Consider the following 18,571-nt stretch of genomic DNA (forward strand, 5'->3'; position numbering starts at 1 on the left):
CTAATCCTCCCCTGCGCTAAGTCGCGGGGATCATGATCCTCGTCATCGACAATTACGACAGCTTCACCTGGAACCTCGTCCACTATTTCCAGGAGCTGGGGGCCGCCGTCGAGGTGGTGCGCAACGACCAGATCGGCGTCGGCCAGGCCATGTCGAGCAAGGCGGAGGCCTTCCTCATCTCGCCCGGCCCCTGCACGCCCAACGAGGCGGGGATCAGCCTGGAGCTGGTCGAGGCCTGCGCGAAGGAGGGCAAGCCGCTGCTGGGCGTCTGCCTCGGCCATCAGGCGATCGGGCAGCAGTTCGGCGGCACCGTCGCCCGCGCCCGGCAGCTCATGCACGGCAAGACCAGCCTCGTGACCCATGACGGCACCGGCATCTTCGAGGGCCTGCCCTCGCCCTTCACCGCCACGCGCTATCACTCGCTGATCGTCGAGGAGGGTGACCTGCCCGCCGATCTGGTGGTGAACGCCCGCAGCGAGGACGGCACGATCATGGGCTTCCGCCACAGGACGCTCCCCATCCACGGCGTGCAGTTCCATCCGGAGAGCATCGCCACCGAGCATGGCCATGCGATGCTGGCCAACTTCATGCGGCTGGCGGGCATCCCCGTGCGCGAGCGTGTGACGGCATGAGCGAGCTGGCGCTGCTCCCCGATCCGTCGAGCCCGCTGGAGTTCGAGACGGCGGAGGTCGCCTTCGCCGACATCCTCGACGGACGCGTGCCCGACGAGGCCATCGTCGCCTTCCTCACCGGCCTGACGCTGCGCGACGAGACCTCGATCGAGATCGCCGCCGCCGCCCGCGCGCTGCGGGAGCGCATGATCGAGGTGAAGGCGCCGACAAGCGCCATCGACGTCTGCGGCACCGGCGGCGACGGGGCGCACAGCCTCAACATCTCCACCGCCGTGTCGATCGTGGTCGCGGCCACCGGCGTGCCCGTCGCCAAGCATGGCAACCGCGCCGCCTCGTCCAAGGCCGGCGCCGCCGACACGCTGGAGGCGCTGGGCCTCGATCTCGACCGCGCTTCCGCCACGGCGGAAGAGACGCTGGCCGAACTCGGCATCGCCTTCCTCTTCGCGCAGAAGCACCATCCGGCGCTCGGCCGCCTCGCGGCGGTACGCAAGGCGATCGGGCGGCGGACGATCTTCAATCTCATCGGCCCGCTCTGCAATCCGGCGCGGACGACCCGCCAACTGATCGGCGTCGCGCGCACCGATTATCTTCCCACCGTCGCGCAGGCCATGTCGCTGCTCGGCACCGAGAGCGCGATGATCGTGGCCGGCGACGAGGGTCTCGACGAACTCTCGATCGCGGGCGGCAGCCGGGTGATCCGCATCGGCGCGTGCGGGGATCGCGAGGAGCATGTCTTCCCCGCCGATGTCGGCGTGGCGCCGCATCCGCTGACCGCCGTGCGCGGCGGCGACGCGGCCTATAATGCCGCGGCACTGCTGGCGCTGCTGCGCGGCGAGCGCGGCCCATATCGCGATGCGGTGCTGCTCAACGCCGCCGCCGCGCTGATCGTGGCCGACAAGGTCGACAACTGGACGGATGGCGCCGCGATGGCCGCCGAAGCCCTCGACAGCGGTGCCGCCGACGGCCTGCTGCAGCGCTGGATCGCTTACTGATGAGCACCATTCTCGATCGCATCCTCGAAGCCACCCGAGAGGAGGTCGCCCGCCGTAAGGCCGTCATCTCGCTTACGGACATGGAGGCGCAAGCCCGCGCATTGCCCGCCCCGCGCGGCTTCGCGGCGGCGCTGACCGAGAAGGCCAAGACCGGCCACGCCCTGATCGCCGAAATCAAGAAGGCGAGCCCGTCGAAAGGCCTGATCCGTGAGGATTTCGATCCCCCCGCCCATGCCCGCGCCTATGAGGCAGGCGGTGCGGCCTGCCTCTCGGTGCTGACCGACAAGCCCTGGTTCCAGGGCGACGAGGCCTTCCTGATCGCCGCGCGCGAGGCCTGCTCGCTGCCCGCGATCCGCAAGGACTTCATGGTCGACCCGTGGCAGGTGGCCGAGGCCCGCGCGATCGGGGCAGATGCGATCCTCATCATCGTCGCCGCGCTCGACGACGCGCAGATGGCCGAAATCGAGGCCGCCGCGATCGAGCAGGGCATGGACTCGCTGGTCGAAGTCCATGACGAGGCCGAACTGGAGCGGGCGCTGAAGCTCAAGTCCCGCCTGATCGGCGTCAACAATCGCGACCTGCGCGACTTCACCGTCGATCTCGGCCGCACCGAGACTCTGGCGAAGCGCATGCCCGAGGGCACCCAGATCGTCGCAGAGAGCGGCCTCGCCACCAAAGCCGATCTCGATCGGCTGGCGGCGGCGGGCGTCCACCGCTTCCTCGTCGGCGAGACACTGATGCGCCAGCCCGACGTGACCACCGCCACCCGGAAGCTGCTGACCGGCGCATGACCGGCGGCCTCACCCACCTCGACGCGGACGGCGCGGCGCGCATGGTCGATGTCTCGGCCAAGCCCGCGACGTCGCGCGAGGCGACTGCCACCGGCCATATCGCCATGTCCGCGGAGGCCGCGCAGGCCATCCGCGACGGCGCGGTGAAGAAGGGCGACGTGCTCGCCGTCGCCCGCGTCGCCGGCATCATGGCGGCTAAGCGCACGGCCGATCTCATCCCGCTCTGCCACCCGCTTCCCATTTCGGGCGTGACGCTCGATCTCGCGGTGGAGGACGCGCAAGTCACGGCCACCGCCACTGTGCGCACCACCCACGGCACCGGCGTCGAGATGGAGGCGATGACCGCCGTCTCGGTGGCGCTGCTCACCATCTACGACATGGCGAAGGCGCTCGATCGCGGCATGACGATCGGTGGCGTGCACCTGCTCGCCAAGTCGGGCGGCCGCTCGGGCGACTGGCGGGCCGAGCCGTGAGCCTGCTGCCGGTCGCGGAAGCGCAGGCGCGGCTGCTCGCGCTCGCCGCGCCGCTGCCGGAGGAACAGGCCCCTCTGGTGGAGGCCAACGGCCGCTGGGCCGCCCGCGACATCGCGGCGCTGCGCGACCAGCCGAGCTTCGATCTCTCCGCCATGGACGGCTATGCGATCCGCTATGCCGAGCGCCCCGGCCCTTGGACGGTTGTCGGCGAAAGCGCGGCCGGGGCCGGCTTCGGCCGCCCACTCGGCGCCCATGAGACCGTCCGCATCTTCACCGGCGCCCCCATGCCCGAAGGCGCCGACAGCGTGCTCGTGCAGGAAGAAGCCGAGCGCGACGGCGACCAACTGCGCATGTCCGGCGAAGGGCCGCTCCGGCAGGGCGGCAATGTCCGGCCCCGCGCGGTGGACTTCGCGGCCAGCACGATCCTCGTCTCCGCCGGCACCGCCCTCACCGCCCGTCATGTCGGGCTCGCCGCGATCGGGGGCCACGGCACTTTCCCCGTCCGCCGCCGCGCGCGGATCGCGCTGATCTCCACCGGCGACGAGCTGGTGCCACCGGGCGCTCCGCTATCGGGCGCGCAGCTCCCCGCCTCCAACGCGGCGATGCTGGCGGCGCTCCTTGCCGGCCGGCCCGCCGAGGTGCTCGACCGGGGCATCGTGCGCGACGATCTCGACGCCATCGCCGAAGCCTTCCAGGCGGCCACCTCGGTGGCCGACGTCGTCGTCACCACCGGCGGCGTGTCGGTCGGCGACCGCGATCTCGTCCGTCCGGCGCTGGAGAAGGCCGGCGCGGCTCTCGATTTCTGGCGCGTCGCGATGAAGCCGGGAAAGCCGCTGCTGGCAGGCAAGCTCGGCGGCGCGGTCATCCTCGGCCTGCCCGGCAATCCGGTGTCGAGCTATGTCACCGCGCGCCTGTTCCTGCTCCCGCTGATCGCGCGGCTGGGCGGCGCGGCCGACCCGTTGCCCTCCGCCCGCCTGTTGCCGCTGGGCGTGGATCTCCCCGCCAACGGCCCGCGTCAGGACTATCTGCGCGCCCGCATCGAGGAGGGCCGCGCTTATGCCCCCGACGGGCAGGACTCCGCCGCGATGGTGGCGCTCGCCGCCGCCGACGGGCTGATCGTCCGGGCGCCTCATGCCCCAGCCGCCCGCGCGGGCGACTCTGCGGAAATGCTCATTCTGGACTGAACGAGGCCGTTGACAGGTTCCTCGCGGTTGCCTACACGTTCTCTGTCCGTTCCTTTTACGGGGCCATTTTGCTCGGGGACCGCAGATGCTGACGCGCAAGCAACATGAGCTTCTCTGCTTCATCCATGATCGACTGAACGAGACCGGCGTCTCGCCGTCGTTCGAGGAGATGAAGGATGCGCTCGATCTGAAGTCGAAGTCGGGCGTGCACCGGCTGATCCGCGCGCTGGAGGAGCGCAGCTTCATCCGCCGCCTGCCCAACCGCGCCCGCGCGCTGGAGGTGGTGCGGATGCCCGAGCGCACGATCGCGCCGCCCTCGGCTTCGATCCAGTCCGCGCCCGCGCCGAATGTCCCGGTCGCGGCCAATGACAGCGTCATCGAGCTGCCGCTCCACGGCCGCATCGCGGCCGGCATGCCGATCGAGGCGATGGAGGGCCTGTCGAGCCTGTCCGTCCCCGCGGCGCTGCTGGGTCCGGGCGAGCATTATGCGCTGGAAGTGTCGGGCGATTCGATGATCGAGGCCGGCATCCTCGACGGCGACTATGCGCTCATCCGCCGCACCGAGACGGCCCGCGACGGCGAGATCGTCGTGGCGCTGATCGACGAGGCGGAAGCGACGCTCAAATATTTCCGGCGCGAAGGGCAGATGGTCCGGCTCGATCCGGCCAACCATGTCTATTCGCCGCAGCGGTACAAGGCCGATCAGGTCCGCGTGCAGGGCCGCCTCGCGGGGCTTCTCCGCCGGTACTGAGCGATCGGCTCAATCCCCTTCCCGCCGCGAGGCCGAGGCTTGCGGGTCCGGTCTGGCGGCTATGGTCCAGGGATGATCCCCTTCCAGGCCAACGACGCTGTCGATGGCCGCCCGGCGCAAGTGGATCGCGATGCCGCCGGTTCGTTCGAGCAAGCTCCGATCGGCCTTGAGCCAGCGCGGGCGGCACCAGTCCGGCAGGCGGCGCTCGCTCGCGACGATGTCGGCGGCGGCGCAGGCGGGCTCCATCGCGGATCGGTCGATCCGATAGGGACTGCGCGTGGCGAGCAGGCGCCATGAGCGGCCATCCCGGATCAGCGTCGCCGCGCAGGCATCCGGGTTGCAGCGTGCGCCCGGCCATTCGTCGAGCGTGATCGCCTCATCCCCGTCGCGGCCGGAAAGCTCGGACAAGGTGCTGCGGACATAATCACCCGTCCGCTCACGCAGGAGCGCGATGCGGCCATCCTCTCCGCGAACCGCGAGATGGCGGCCGTCACCGGTAATGAAGATATCGGGAGGCGATGCGCAGAGCGTCATCGCGAGGCCCACCGCCATGGCGGTCAGGCCGAGCAGTCGCGCTTTCGTCCGCCACAGGGCGAGCCACAATCCCCCCGCCATGGTCAGCGCGAAAGCCGTGCGCGACATGGTGGGCACGAAAGTCACCGCGCCGGGCAGGCTGCCGACATGATGTGCGATCCCCAGCAGCAGGCCGAGCGCCTTGCCGGTGATCCACCAGAAAGGCGCCCCCAAGCCGACAAGATCGAACAGCAGCGCCAGCGCCTCCGCCGGCATGATCACAAAGGTGGTGAGCGGGATGGCGACGATGTTGGCAACGGCCCCGTAAAGGCCCGCGCGGTGGAAGTGGAAGATGGCGATCGGCGCGAGCCCGGCTTCGACCACGAGCCCGGTCAGCAGCAGCGCGACAAGCTCGCGGGTCCGAGCGCGCAGGAAGCCCTCCTCCCGCGCTTCGAATGTCCGCCGCATCCATGGAAGCTCATGAAGCGCCACGATCGACAGGATCGCGGCGAAACTGAGCTGGAAGCTCGGCCCCGCCGCCGCGTCCGGCCAGACCAGCACGCAGAGCAATGCGCCCGCCGCGACCAGCCGCAGCGTCATCGCCTCGCGGCCGAGCGCCATGCCGCCCAGCACCACCAGCGCCGCGATCAGCGAACGCACGGTCGGCACCTCGGCGCCCGTCAATAGCGTATAGGCGATGCCCGTCGCCGCGCCGATGCCCGCGGAGATCAGCAGCAGCGGCGCGCGCAGCGCCAGCCAGGGGCTCAGCGACAGGAGGCGCAGCACGATCAGCATCGTCGCGCCCACGGCCGCCGTCAGGTGCAGGCCGCTCACCGACAGGAGGTGCGCGAGGCCGGAGTTTCGGAAAGCCTGATTATCGGCCTCGGTGACGGCCCCCATGTCGCCGGTGATGAGCGCCGCTGCCACGCCGCCGCGTCCGCCGGGAAGCTGCGTGAGAATATGCCGCGTGAGCAGGATGCGTGCATCCGCGAGCCATTGCGAAGGTCCGCCGGACGGCGCGGGCGCGACCAGCCGCACGGGCTCCAGCGCTCGCCCGGTCGCGCCGATGCCCTGGAACCACGCGACCGCCGCATAATCATAGGCGCCCGGCACCGCGGCTGAGGGAGGAGGCACCAGTCGCGCGCGCAACACGACCTCAGCGCCGGGCAGCAGCCCCGCCGGCGCCTTGTCCTCTGCGATCGTCACGCGCACCCGCGCCGGCAGCCCCGCTCCCTTCGTCGGACGGAGCAGCAGCCGCACCGCCTCGCGCGCCGGCAGCGGCTCGACCCGTTCGATCGCCCCCGTGAAGTGGACAACCTCGGGACGGGCCAGCCCTCCTCCACCGCCGTTCCATGCGGCCTTGCTCCACACCAGCCCACAACCGGCCGCCGCCGCCAGCGCGAAGATCGCGAGCGCACGCCCTGCCCGTCCACCCCGCCCGAAAGCAAAGCCAGAAAGCGCCACGGCCGCCATCGCCAGCAGGAAGCCGCACCATGCCCGCGGGGACGGCAGCCAGAACCACGCGGCCACTCCCGCGACCAGCCCGACCGGCAACCAGAGCGGCAATTGTTCGCGTTCCGCCTCCAGCCAGGCTTCGAGTCGCGCGGACAGAGCCGAGCAGGCGCGATAAGCACCTGATTTCAGGGCGGTTTGTCGCCCCGGAAACGCTATGCTAGGGCCGCCGGCAACATCCCCCATGGGGCCAGCTTGGAGAAAGTGCGCGTGGGCGCAAGCAACGACGACATCAACGGTACTCCATCGGCATCGGCGGGCTCGCCCGGCCAGGTCGTCACCCGTTTCGCGCCCTCGCCGACGGGCTATCTCCACATCGGCGGCGCCCGCACCGCGCTCTTCAACTGGCTTTGGGCGCGCCACACCGGCGGCAAGTTCCTGCTGCGCATCGAGGACACCGATCGCGCGCGCTCGACGCAGGGCGCGATCGACGCGATCCTCGACGGCATGAAGTGGCTCGGCCTCGATTGGGACGGCGACGAGGTCTACCAGTTCGCCCGCGCCAGCCGCCACGCCGAGGTCGCCTTCGACCTGCTGGAGCGCGGCCATGCGTACAAATGTTTCGCCACCGCCGAGGAGCTCGAAGAGATGCGCGCGCAGCAGCGCGCCAACAAGCTCCCGCTCCGCTATGACGGCCGCTGGCGCAACCGCGATCCCAAGGAGGCGCCGGAGGGCGCGCCCTTCGTCGTCCGCCTCAAGGCCGAGACCGAGGGCGAGACGACCATCGACGACATCGTCCAGGGCCAGGTGACGGTCCGCAATTCCGAGCTGGACGACATGGTCCTGCTCCGCTCGGACGGCACGCCGACTTATATGCTGGCGGTGGTGGTCGACGATCATGACATGGGCGTCACCCACGTCATTCGCGGCGACGACCATCTCAACAACGCCTTCCGCCAGCTCGGCATCATCCGTGCTATGGGCTGGCCGGTGCCGACCTATGGCCATGTACCGCTGATCCACGGACCGGACGGCGCCAAGCTCTCCAAGCGGCACGGCGCGCTCGGCGTCGAGGCCTATCGCGACGAGATGGGCATCCTGCCGGAGACGCTTTCGAACTACCTCCTGCGCCTCGGCTGGGGCCACGGTGACGAGGAGATCATCGACCGGGCACGCGCGGTCGAGATTTTCGATCTCGCCGGCATCGGCCGCTCGCCCGCGCGCACCGATCAGAAGAAGCTCGAAAATCTGAACGGCCATTACATCCGCGCCGCGACGGACGAACGGCTCACCGATCTGGTCGCGCCGATGGTCGAAACCCGAGTCGGCCGCGAACTCACTGAAAAAGATCGCGATCTTTTGCGTCGCAGCATGGCTGTCTTGAAGGTTCGTGCCAAGGATTTGATGGAATTGGCGGAGGGTGCGACTTTTCTTTTTCGCACTCGCCCCCTAGATATTGATGACCGTGCCCAAGCCCTTCTTTCGGGTGAAGGTGCGTCTCTGCTTGCCGCTACGGCACGCGCGCTGGAGCCCATGGAGTGGTCGGCCGAAGCGCTCGAATCGGCGGTACGTGGTGTGTCCGAAGAGGCCGGCGTCGGTCTCGGCAAGGTGGCCCAGCCGCTTCGCGCGGCGCTCACCGGCCGAACGACGTCGCCCGGCATCTTCGACGTGCTGTTGCTGCTTGGCCGGGAGGAAAGCCTTGCGCGCCTCGCCGACCAGGCAACGGCAGCTTGATCTGACGGCGCCACAAGCCCGGTCCCGGGCCTCCGTGGTGTCCATATTGGAGGAAGAAGAAATGGCTGACGGCACCGCCAAGCTGGCGCTCGGCGACAAGAGCTTCGATTACAAGCTCATGTCGGGCACGGTGGGACCGGACGTGATCGATATCCGCAAGCTCTATGCCGATGCGGATGTGTTCACCTACGATCCCGGCTTCACCTCGACGGCGAGTTGCCAGTCGGGCCTCACCTATATCGACGGCGATGCCGGCGTGCTGCTCCACCGCGGCTACCCGATCGGCCAGCTGGCCGAGCAGTCGAGCTTCATGGAAGTCGCCTATCTGCTGCTGAAGGGCGAGCTTCCGTCGGCCGACGAGCTGAAGACCTTCAACAACACCATCACGCGCCACACCATGGTGCACGAGCAGCTCTCGACCTTCTTCCGCGGCTTCCGTCGCGATGCGCACCCGATGGCGGTGATGGTCGGCGTGGTCGGCGCGCTGTCGGCCTTCTATCATGACTCGACCGACATCAACGATCCGGTGCAGCGCGAGATCGCCAGCCACCGCCTGATCGCCAAGATGCCGACGATCGCCGCGATGGCGTATAAATATTCGGTCGGCCAGCCGTTCGTCTATCCGAAGAACGACCTCAGCTACACCGGCAACTTCCTGCGCATGACCTATTCGGTCCCGGCGGAAGAGTATGAAGTCGATCCGGTCATCGAAGCGGCGATGGACAAGATTTTCATCCTCCACGCCGACCATGAGCAGAACGCGTCGACCTCGACCGTGCGTCTCGCCGGTTCGTCGGGCGCCAACCCGTTCGCGTGCATCGCGGCCGGCATCGCCTGCCTGTGGGGCCCGGCGCATGGCGGCGCGAACGAGGCGGCGCTCAACATGCTCCGCGAGATCGGCACGCCGGACCGCATCCCCGAATATATCGCCCGCGCGAAGAACAAGGACGATCCGTTCCGCCTGATGGGCTTCGGTCATCGCGTGTACAAGAACTACGATCCGCGCGCGACCGTGATGCAGAAGACGGCGAAGGAAGTGCTGACGAAGCTCGGCGTCACCGATCCGATCTTCGACGTGGCGCATGAGCTTGAGCATATCGCGCTCAACGATCCGTACTTCATCGACAAGAAGCTCTACCCGAACGTGGACTTCTACTCGGGCATCATCCTGTCGGCGATCGGCTTCCCGACGACGATGTTCACCGTGCTCTTCGCCCTCGCCCGCACCGTGGGCTGGGTCGCGCAGTGGAACGAGATGATCACCGATCCGGCCCAGAAGATCGGCCGCCCGCGTCAGCTCTATACCGGCCCGACGCAGCGCGACTATGTGCCCGTCAGCCAGCGCTGATCGGCCTTAGGGCTCGAAACGGAAGGGGCGGTCGCGATGCGGCCGCCCTTTTCTTTTGGCCTGAGCAGGAAGCCGCGTCAGGCAGCGGGAAGCGTGAAGACGAAGCGGCCGCCGGGCTCGGTTCCGTCCTCGATGGTGATGTCACCGCCCATGGCGCGGGCCAGCCGGCGCGAGATGTAGAGGCCGAGGCCCGCACCCGGCTCGCGCGTGCTCAACCGCTCGAACTTGTCGAAGACGCGCTCGCGGTTCCCGTCCGCGATGCCGTCGCCCTGATCGATCACGATCGCCGCCGCGACGTCCCCGCGCTTCTCCACCGACACGCGCACCGTCGAGCCCGCCGGCCCGAAGCGCACCGCGTTGCCGATCAGGTTGAGCAGCACCTGGAGCGAGCGCTTGAAATCGCCGATCGCACCCAGCGCCTCGGCAAGATCGGGCTGCTCGATCCGCATATCCTTGTCGTCCGCGCGCACCGAGAGCAGCCCCGCCGCGCGGCGGGCAAGGTCCGCCATGTCGAGCGCCTCGCTCTCGACCTCCAGGTCGGCGCCCTCCACCGCCTCCAGATCGGCGAGATCGTCGATCAGGCCGAGCAGGTGGCGGCCGGCATGGGCGATGTCGCCGGCATAGGCGTTGTAATCGGCGCGGACCGGGCCTTCATCCTGCTCGCGGATCTGCTCGGCGGCAGCGACGATGCGGTGCAACGGCTTGCGCAGTGCGGTCTCGATCCGGCGGGCGAAGGCGCTGCCTCCTTCCCCCTGCAGCTCGGCCGGCCTGACGGGATGCAGATCGGGCACGACATGGCCATTGAGCGCGAAGCCGCCGCCGCGGAATCCCGTCACCTCGCCGGCCGCGTCCAGCACCGGCACCCCGGCCAGCCGGAAGCGCCGGTCGGTGCCGCGCAGCGTGACATATTGCTCGTCGAAAGGGCGGCGCTGCGCCAGGGCGTCGAGCAGCGGCAGGCCGCCGGACGGCGCCTCATCGAGCACGAACAGCCGCGTCAGAGGATCGCCGAGCGCGGGCCCGGCTCCATCGGCCGCCAGCGCCGCCATCCCTTCGGACGAAAGCGCGATCAGGCGCAGCGCCGCATCGCTGTCCCATGACCAGTCGGCGTCGACGCGCAGGAAATCGGCGTCACGTGCAGACGGGCGCGCGGAAGGCAGGGGCGCCGCCGCCAGCCGCCGCGTCCAGCTCGCGATGGTGAAGGATACCTCGTCGCCTTCGGGAGCCGCGCGGACCCAGAGGTCCAGATCCTCCTCGCCGTCCGCCGCCAGCACGGAGCGCGCGACCGGGATGCCCAGCCGCCGCACCAACCGGGCCAGCGCCGCGAGTTGCGGCACCGCGAGCGGCCCGCCCTCGCCACCCCCGGCGCGCGCGTGCAGGTCGGCCAGCGCCGCGTCCGCCGCGATCAGGCGGCCGTCGCCGTCGACGCGGCCGCGGACCGGGCTGTCGTCGGGCGTCAGCATCGCCGTCCCGCCAGCGCCGCCAGCGCATCGCGATAATGAAGGTCGAGCCGGGTCCGCCGCACCGCCGCCCGCGCGATGTCGACCGGCAGGCCAGCATAGGCCTCGACCAGCGTGGCCGCCGTCTCCGCCGGGTCCGCGCCGAAGCCTCGATCGAGGCCGAGCGCCAGCGCGAGGATCATCGCCGCCGCGATCCCGCGCTCGACATCGCAGGCGCGCAGCAGCACGGCGAAGCGCGCCGGATCGGTGAGCATCGCGCGCGCATCGTCGAAGCCGATGCCGGCCCGGACGGCGAGCAGCGCCGCGAGGCTCGCCACCCGGCCGGCCGCCAGCGTCCCCGCGAGCAGGGCATCGTCCAGCTCGCCGGCCGTGAAGAGGCTGTGGGCGAGACGCATGGCGGCGGGCGCGATGCCCTCGCCCTCGTCGATCGCGGCGAGCGCGCGCGCCACGGCGGCGGCGGCGGTTCGGTGGAGCGCATCCTCCGCGGCGCCCTCGGCGAGCAGATGATCGGCGAGGCAGGCAGCCACTTGCCAGAACAGCGCGTGGCGATCCTCGGCGGAAAGATCGTGGAGCGGCAGCAGCGGATCGCCGGTGCGCTCGGTGCGGGCGGCCTCGGCCGCGCGGACGGCGAAGCTCTCGCTCGCGAACTCGCCACCAATGGGATCGAGCCTGTGGGCGCCGGGGCCTTCGACCTCGCTCGCGCCGCGCACCAGCGCCGCGGCCAGCCGATGCTCCTCGGCCCGCAGCAATGCCGCCGCCGCAAGCCCCGAGCGCGCGAGCAACCCCGCCGAGACGAAGCGATCCGCCAGCAGGCCGGGCGTGCCCGTGTCGAGCGCGGGCTCGGCGGCTCGCAGCGCCAGCTCGGCCGTGTAGATCGCGGCGCGGATCAGCAGGCCGGAGCGCGCACGCGTCTCGTCGTCGATGCCGAAGGATGGCGGGCGGGACAGCTCGACGCCGGCCGCCGCGACGCGATCGCCGAGCAGCGCCTCCGCCTCATGCGCAGCGGCAAGAAGCGCTACGGTGGGGATGGTCGAACCTGTCTGCGTCGCGAACATGATACCAGCGCTTAGCCCCACGTCGTTAAAATCCGCCTAAGCAACCGGATCGGCGATCGCCGCTCGGGAGACGCGCGCGGGACGGCACGCACCGCTTTGGAAAATGCGAACAGGGCCGGCGGTCAGGAGATCAGCTGATACTCCGCCCCGCAGGAGCAGCGCCAATGATCGCCCTCATCCACCTCGGCACGCTGCGAGCGCTGGCCACAGCTCATGCAGATGCGGCCGGGAGCCTGCGCGTTGGTGCGGCGGAGTTCGGCGAGAAGCTCGGCCGTACCCTGCGTCGGCAGCACCGCGTCCTCCAGCATCAGCGGCCGCGACAAGATCCGTGACAGGATTTTGGACCCCAGCATGCTTCCCCCTCATCCGTGGGCTCCGCCAGCATGGGACGGCATAGTTAACATCCGGTGGAATACAAATAATCCAGAAGTCTAAGACTCAGGCCTTTGCTCGCGCCGCCCGGACGAGGCGATGCTGGGTGACGGCGAAGGAGGCGGCCGCATAGAGGCCCAGCACCGCCAGCCCGGCCAGCGTCTGCTGGACGAAGACGAAGGGAATGAAGAGCAGCGTCAGCGCATCCACATCCGCCGTCCAGCCGGGCGAGCGTAGGCCATCCCCGAGAAGCCGCAACGCCAGCCGTTCCCGCGCCATCGCCGCCATCACCGCGACCGTGCCGATGCCGAGCACCAGCGATGAGGGGTTGGTGCTCGCCTTGTGGCAGGCAAAGGCCAGCAGCCCGAGCCCCATCGCCCCGGCCCGCGCCAGCGCGACCCGGTCCTCCACCGATCCCGGCGACAGCCGCAGCGAGGCGAGCAGCCGCCCCGTCGCATCGAGCAGCGCGCCGAGCACGAGCAGCAGCAGCCCCGCCGCCAGCCAGCCCCGCCACAGCATCGGCACGGCGATGGCCGCAGCCCCGATCCCGCCCCAGCGCAACCAGCGGGATTCGATCGGCCGATCGAGGATGACACCGGAGATCGCCCGCGCGAGCGGCCCGTAGATCAGCCGCGCCGGCCAGCCTTCGCCCTCACGATCGACGGCGAAGCTCGCCTCGGTCGCGGCGCGCGCGCCGGCACGGGAACGCACCAGCATCGCCGGGAACGGCTCGCCCAGCCCGGCCCCGTCCGCGATGTCCACCCGTCGCGCTGAAGAGCCGACCGCGCGGCGCAGCAAGGTCGAATGCAGATCCCAGTCGCCCAGCATGGCGACCGTCTTGCGCAATGTGTCGCCCGAGACGAGCGCCAGCCCCGCCCAGTGCGCGCCGGCATCGATTCGCTCGAACCCGCCGGAGCCGCCGCCCTCGCCGATGGTCAGCAAGCCGGGCGCAGGCCCCGCCACCAGCCGTGCGATCGCCTCATGGCCGACCACCGCGCCATCCGCGAAGACAAGCACGCGCTCGTCGGGATGGAAGCGATCCGCCGCATCGCCGGCGCTGCGCGCGACGTCGATGGTGATGTTGTCGCGCCGCAGCCGGTCGATCGCCCCGGTCAGGCCCGCCGGCAACCGCTCGATTAAAAGCACGACATGGCTCGCCCCAGCGGCGGCGGCGAGCCGCGCCTGCCGTTCGACCAACGTACGACCCGCGACCGACAGCGTGCCCACCAGCCCGCTGCCATCCTCCGCCTCGCGCACTGCCGCGATCAACGCTGCCAGCGCCACGCCTCAACTCCCCAAAAACGCATGAAGCCGGGATAGACGGGTGCGAGCCCGAATGCCAACCCGCTGGCGCAACGATCCGCTCGCCAATCCGTGCCCGACCCGCGTCGGCGTGACTATTCCACCGGCGGCGCTTGGGTGTAAGAAGGCCACCATGAACAGGGGGGCCTATTGGGCGGGTACACCGCTTCAGTCCGACGACCAGGAGTCCGTAGCGGCGCCTGTGTCTTCCCATGCCGATTCGATGCCGGGCATCGCGGAGGCTGATCTCGCTGGCGAGGAGGCCGTCGGGCCGCCACCGGCAACGACCGGCGAGAAGATGGTGCTGGCGCTGTTCAGCGTCGCCGCCTTCGCCTGGATCGCAACCGTGGTCGGGCTGGCACTGAACGGGCTGGGCTCGGGGCCGCTCGCGCTCGGCGATGTGGTGCGCGGGATCAGCATGGCCACAGGGCCGCTCGCGCTGATCGCGGCGCTGCTGATCCTGTGGCAGCGCAACTCCGCCCGCGAGGCGCAGCGCTTCGCCGATGTGGCGCGCTCGGTCCGCATGGAATCGTTGGCGCTCGATGCGGTGCTGGGGCTCGCCTCGCGCCGCCTCGCCGAGGATCGCCTCGCCGTGGCCGAACAGGCTGACCGCCTGCTGCTGCTCGCCGACCAGACCTCGCTGAAGCTCCGCGAAGCGACCGAGGAGATCGCCCGCGAGATCGCCGAGCTCGGCCGCCAGACGCGCGACCTCGATGCCGCCGCCGGCACCGCGCGCGTCGACATGGGCGTGCTGCTCGCCGACCTGCCGCGCGCCGAGGAGCAGACCCGCAGCCTCGCCGAGCGCATCCGCACCGCCGGCGTCGGCGCGCATGAGCAGGCCGCCGCGCTCGACGCGACGCTCGCCAGCCTCACCGCGCGCGCCAAGGATGCCGAGGACGGCACGTCCGGCGCCGCCAATCGCCTCTCCGCGCAGATTTCGCAGATCTCGGGCGCCAGCGAAGTCGCCGCCCGCAGCATCGAGGATGCGTCGAACCGCATGACCACCTCGGTCGACGGCGTGCTCGAACGCGCGACCGCCGCCGTCGATCGCACGCGCGAGGGCATCATCGCGCAGGGCGAGGCGATCAACGCGATGATCGACCGCGCGCAGACCTCCGCCGAAGCCGCCGCCCAGCAGGCCGCCGACGCGCTGGCCCGCCAGGACGGCCTCGGCACCTCGATGATCGAGCGCATCCAGCGCGGCCTCGCCCATGTCGAGGCGCGTTTCGCCGAGCTGGACGAGACCGGCCGCGCCCGCACCGAGCGGCTCGGCGGCGCGCTGGGCGAACTGGGTGGCCATATCGAGCGCGTCATGGCCTCGCTCAACGATGGCGGCACGGCCGCCACCACCTTCATCAATCGCGCCGAGACGCTGCGCGGCGCGATAGCCGCCTGCGTGACGGAGCTGGGCGAGACGCTGCCCGCCGCCCTTACCGAGTTGGAAAGCCAGGCCACGCGCAGCCGCGAGCTGGTTGCCTCGGCGGGCCCCGAGGCCGAGCGCCTCAACGAGGCCGCCCGCGCCGCCTCGGCCGCGCTCGACGCCGCCCGCATCGCGCTCGACGAGCGCCGCGCCGCGATCGACACGCTGGCCGACGCGATCGACCAGCGCCTCGCCGCCGCCCGCGAGGGCACGACGACGCTCGGCGAAGCGATCGGGCAGGTCGACCGCGAGGCGATCAACCTCGCCAACGCCACCTCGCCCAAGCTGGTCGAGGCGCTGATCCGCGTCCGCGAGACCGCCACGCAGGCCGCCGAGCGCGCCCGCGAGGCGCTCGGCACGATCATCCCGCGCAGCGCCGAGGCCTTGGGCGATGCCGGCCGCAAGGCGCTGGAGCAGGCAGTCGCCGATCAGGTCGACGGACAGATCGCGCGCGTCGCGGCGGTGTCCGAAGCGGCGGTCGAGGCCGCACGCTCGGCAACCGCACGGCTGGAAGAACAACTCGGCCGCATCGCGGAGACGAGCGCCTCGGTCGACACCCAGATCGCCGAGGGCAAGTCGACGGTCGAGAATGCCGATCGCGACAATTTCTCGCGGCGCGTGGCGCTCCTCATCGATTCGCTGAACTCGACGGCGATCGACGTCACCAAGCTGCTCTCCAACGAAGCCACCGACGGCGCCTGGGCATCCTATCTGCGGGGCGACCGGGGGGTGTTCACCCGCCGCGCGGTGAAGCTGATCGAGAATGGCGAAGCTCGCGAAATCGCCCGCCATTACGAGGAAGACCCCGAGTTCCGCGAGCAGGTGAACCGCTACATCCACGATTTCGAGGCGCTGCTCCGCCCGATCCTGACGACCCGCGACGGCTCTACGCACGCCGTCATCATGCTCTCGTCGGACATGGGCAAGCTCTACGTCGCCCTCGCCCAGGCGATTGCGCGCCTGCGCTCCTGATACGCGAAAAGGCCGGCGGGAGAGCCCCTGCCGGCCCCTTTTGTCATCCCGGACTTGATCCGGGATCCCGCTTCTTCCTTGCGTTCGTCGAAGGTTAGCTGGACCCCGGATCAAGTCCGGAGTGACGGGGATGTATGTGGGGCGAGACTTAAGGAATGCGCCCTGCGGCAGCCGAGGAAATCTGCACGTCGATCCAGCCCTCGGCATGGACGAACCAGAACGCCGCCAGCAGCACCGCCGCGACCAGGCTGGTCCGCCACACCACCGTCCACGGGCGGAAATCGTGCGGCGCGCTCTCGGCATGGCCGATCACCGGCGTCTCGCCCGCTTCCTCCGCCGTCCGCGCGCTGAACGGCAGGACGACGAACAGCGCCATGAACCAGAACAGGAAATAGATCGCGACGAGCGAAAACCAGCGCATTCGGCCTGTGCCTCCCCGAAAGGACCGTCCGCGCGGCCCTTTCGGGGATGAAGGCTACACCCGCAGCAGCAGGACGTCGACCACGGGCTTCTTGCCCGTCCAGGCCGTCGCGCGGCGGCGGACGCCGAGGCGGATTGCCTCGCGCAGCTTGGCCTCGTCGCGCGGGGCCGAAGCGAGCGCGTCGAGCGCGGCTTCGGCGGCGTCCTCGATGAAGTCCTCGCGGTCCTCCTCGACGGGGAGGCCCTGCACGGCGATCTGCGGGCGGCCCTTGGCCCTGCCCGACTTGTCGACCGCGATGGCAACCGAAACGAGGCCGTTGGCCGAGAGCTTGCGCCGCTCGTTCATCGTCGTGCCGTTGGCCGAGAGGATCACGTCGCCGTCGAGCACGAGGCGACCCGCACGCTCATGGCCGACGATCTTCGGCCCCTCGGGCGCGAGGCGGACGACATCGCCATTCACCTGCACCAGCGTGCGCGGCACGCCGAGCGAGGCGGCAAAGCGCGCATGCTCGGCCATGTGGCGGCGCTCGCCATGGACGGGGACGACGATCTCGGGCTTGAGCCAGCCATAGAGCGCCTCGATCTCCGGCCGTCCCGGATGGCCCGAGACGTGGATATGCGCCTGCCGCTCCGTCACCATGCGGATGTTGCGGCTGGCGAGCGCGTTCTGGACGATGCCGATCGCCTCCTCGTTGCCGGGAATCTGCTTGGACGAGAACAGCACCGTGTCACCCTCGGAGAGCTTCAGCTTGTGGCTGTCATGCGCGATCCGGCTGAGCGCGGCGCGGGCCTCGCCCTGCCCGCCGGTGGCGATGATCATCACATCCTTGGGCGGCAGCCGCATCGCCTCGTCGAAGTCCACCGTCGGCGGGAAATCGAGCAGATAGCCCGCCGCCTTGGCGATCTTGATGATGCGATCGAGCGACCGCCCCGCGACGCAGACCTGCCGCCCGGTCGCGACCGCCACCTGCCCCAGCGTCTGCACGCGGGCGGCGTTGGAGGCGAAGGTGGTGATGAGGACACGCTTCTCCGCCGCGCCGACGAAACGCTCCAGATCGGCACGCACGCTCGATTCCGAGCCCGACGGCTCCGGATTGAATACGTTGGTGCTGTCACCCATCAGCGCCAGCACGCCCTTCTTGCCGATCGCCTTCAGCGCCTCCGCGCCGCTCGGCTGGCCGATCACGGGGTTCTCGTCGAGCTTCCAGTCGCCGGTGTGGAAGACGCGGCCATAGGGCGTCTCGATCAGCAGGGCGTTCATCTCGGGGATCGAGTGCGCGAGCGGCACCCACTCCACCGAGAACGGCCCGAGCTTCAGCGGCTCGCCTTCCTTCACGATCTTCACCGTCACGCGGTCGGTGAGGCCCTCTTCCTCCAGCTTGGCGTGGATCAGGCCGGCGGTGAAGCGCGTAGCGTAGATCGGCACGCCAAGGTCCAGCGCCATATAGGGGATCGCGCCGATATGATCCTCATGCCCGTGCGTCACGACGAGGCCGAGCAGGTCCTCCTGCCACTCCTCGATAAAGGCGAGATCGGGCAGCACCACATCGATGCCGGGATAGGCCGGGTCCGCGAAGCTGAGGCCGAGATCGGCCATCAGCCACTTGCCGCGGCAGCCATAGAGATTGACGTTCATGCCGATCTCCCCCGAGCCGCCAAGGGCCAGGAACAGGAGCTCGTCGCCGGGTTTGGTCATCAATAAT

Annotated in this window: 16 protein-coding genes; 9 read left to right on the top strand and 7 right to left on the bottom strand. The window is 70.0% G+C overall.

What is annotated here, in order from left to right:
- The first annotated feature begins 32 nt into the window (after nucleotides 1-32).
- The 6 genes from ST3T6A_RS0114660 (at nucleotide 33) to lexA (ending at nucleotide 4,823) form a co-directional block, all read left to right on the top strand.
- Nucleotides 33-632, top strand: coding sequence for an anthranilate synthase component II (locus ST3T6A_RS0114660; RefSeq protein WP_019833697.1), 600 nt, complete (start codon nucleotides 33-35; stop codon nucleotides 630-632).
- Nucleotides 629-1,624, top strand: a complete 996-nt coding sequence (gene trpD, locus ST3T6A_RS0114665) for an anthranilate phosphoribosyltransferase (RefSeq protein ID WP_019833698.1) — start codon at nucleotides 629-631, stop codon at nucleotides 1,622-1,624. Before ST3T6A_RS0114660 ends, trpD begins: the two co-directional genes overlap by 4 nt.
- Entirely contained in the window at nucleotides 1,624-2,415 is a 792-nt protein-coding gene (gene trpC / locus ST3T6A_RS0114670) for an indole-3-glycerol phosphate synthase TrpC (protein ID WP_019833699.1), read from the top strand. Before trpD ends, trpC begins: the two co-directional genes overlap by 1 nt.
- A complete protein-coding gene (moaC, locus tag ST3T6A_RS0114675; protein WP_019833700.1) occupies nucleotides 2,412-2,888 on the top strand; it encodes a cyclic pyranopterin monophosphate synthase MoaC in 477 nt (158 codons plus the stop codon). The genes trpC and moaC overlap by 4 nt, the downstream gene beginning before the upstream one ends.
- Complete coding sequence (locus ST3T6A_RS0114680; RefSeq protein ID WP_019833701.1) at nucleotides 2,885-4,072, top strand: molybdopterin molybdotransferase MoeA; 1,188 nt, start codon at nucleotides 2,885-2,887, stop codon at nucleotides 4,070-4,072. Before moaC ends, ST3T6A_RS0114680 begins: the two co-directional genes overlap by 4 nt.
- Nucleotides 4,073-4,157: 85 nt before the next feature.
- Nucleotides 4,158-4,823, top strand: coding sequence for a transcriptional repressor LexA (gene lexA, locus ST3T6A_RS0114685; RefSeq protein ID WP_019833702.1), 666 nt, complete (start codon nucleotides 4,158-4,160; stop codon nucleotides 4,821-4,823).
- A gap of 9 nt (nucleotides 4,824-4,832) precedes the next feature.
- Here the strand turns inward: lexA and ST3T6A_RS0114690 are convergent, their stop codons facing one another.
- Nucleotides 4,833-6,902, bottom strand: coding sequence for a ComEC/Rec2 family competence protein (locus ST3T6A_RS0114690; protein WP_019833703.1), 2,070 nt, complete (start codon nucleotides 6,900-6,902; stop codon nucleotides 4,833-4,835).
- A 156-nt stretch (nucleotides 6,903-7,058) separates the two neighbouring features.
- On the opposite strand from ST3T6A_RS0114690, the gene gltX reads away from it, so the two are divergent.
- Together gltX and ST3T6A_RS0114700 are read left to right on the top strand one after the other, a co-directional pair.
- Nucleotides 7,059-8,522: a glutamate--tRNA ligase gene (gltX, locus tag ST3T6A_RS0114695; protein WP_019833704.1), complete on the top strand. Its 1,464-nt coding sequence runs from the start codon at nucleotides 7,059-7,061 to the stop codon at nucleotides 8,520-8,522.
- Nucleotides 8,523-8,583: 61 nt separating this feature from the next.
- On the top strand, nucleotides 8,584-9,870 hold the full coding sequence (locus ST3T6A_RS0114700) for a citrate synthase (RefSeq protein ID WP_019833705.1): 1,287 nt from the start codon (nucleotides 8,584-8,586) through the stop codon (nucleotides 9,868-9,870).
- A 77-nt stretch (nucleotides 9,871-9,947) separates the two neighbouring features.
- Here the strand turns inward: ST3T6A_RS0114700 and ST3T6A_RS0114705 are convergent, their stop codons facing one another.
- From ST3T6A_RS0114705 to ST3T6A_RS0114720, 4 genes are all read right to left on the bottom strand, one after another.
- Nucleotides 9,948-11,330, bottom strand: a complete 1,383-nt coding sequence (locus tag ST3T6A_RS0114705) for a sensor histidine kinase (RefSeq protein WP_019833706.1) — start codon at nucleotides 11,328-11,330, stop codon at nucleotides 9,948-9,950.
- Nucleotides 11,324-12,382 carry a DUF2336 domain-containing protein gene (locus tag ST3T6A_RS0114710; RefSeq protein WP_019833707.1) on the bottom strand — a complete coding sequence of 353 codons (1,059 nt, stop codon included), beginning with the start codon at nucleotides 12,380-12,382 and terminating at the stop codon, nucleotides 11,324-11,326. The genes ST3T6A_RS0114705 and ST3T6A_RS0114710 overlap by 7 nt, the downstream gene beginning before the upstream one ends.
- 122 nt (nucleotides 12,383-12,504) lie before the next feature.
- Complete coding sequence (locus ST3T6A_RS0114715; protein WP_162140543.1) at nucleotides 12,505-12,690, bottom strand: hypothetical protein; 186 nt, start codon at nucleotides 12,688-12,690, stop codon at nucleotides 12,505-12,507.
- Nucleotides 12,691-12,820: 130 nt separating this feature from the next.
- The gene (locus tag ST3T6A_RS0114720; RefSeq protein ID WP_019833709.1) at nucleotides 12,821-14,038 is read right to left on the bottom strand and encodes a hypothetical protein; all 1,218 of its coding nucleotides are present in this window, start codon (nucleotides 14,036-14,038) and stop codon (nucleotides 12,821-12,823) included.
- Nucleotides 14,039-14,090: 52 nt separating this feature from the next.
- Between ST3T6A_RS0114720 and ST3T6A_RS20315 the strand changes: the two genes are divergently transcribed.
- Nucleotides 14,091-16,448, top strand: coding sequence for a hypothetical protein (locus tag ST3T6A_RS20315; RefSeq protein ID WP_162140544.1), 2,358 nt, complete (start codon nucleotides 14,091-14,093; stop codon nucleotides 16,446-16,448).
- A gap of 148 nt (nucleotides 16,449-16,596) precedes the next feature.
- Here the strand turns inward: ST3T6A_RS20315 and ST3T6A_RS0114730 are convergent, their stop codons facing one another.
- Complete coding sequence (locus ST3T6A_RS0114730; protein ID WP_019833711.1) at nucleotides 16,597-16,869, bottom strand: DUF1467 family protein; 273 nt, start codon at nucleotides 16,867-16,869, stop codon at nucleotides 16,597-16,599.
- A 54-nt stretch (nucleotides 16,870-16,923) separates the two neighbouring features.
- The gene (locus tag ST3T6A_RS0114735; RefSeq protein ID WP_019833712.1) at nucleotides 16,924-18,564 is read right to left on the bottom strand and encodes a ribonuclease J; all 1,641 of its coding nucleotides are present in this window, start codon (nucleotides 18,562-18,564) and stop codon (nucleotides 16,924-16,926) included.
- Between the last annotated feature and the right edge of the window lie 7 nt (nucleotides 18,565-18,571).

Origin of the sequence: Sphingomonas sp. PR090111-T3T-6A (assembly GCF_000383095.1) — a bacterium.
Lineage (GTDB): Bacteria > Pseudomonadota > Alphaproteobacteria > Sphingomonadales > Sphingomonadaceae > Solisphingomonas.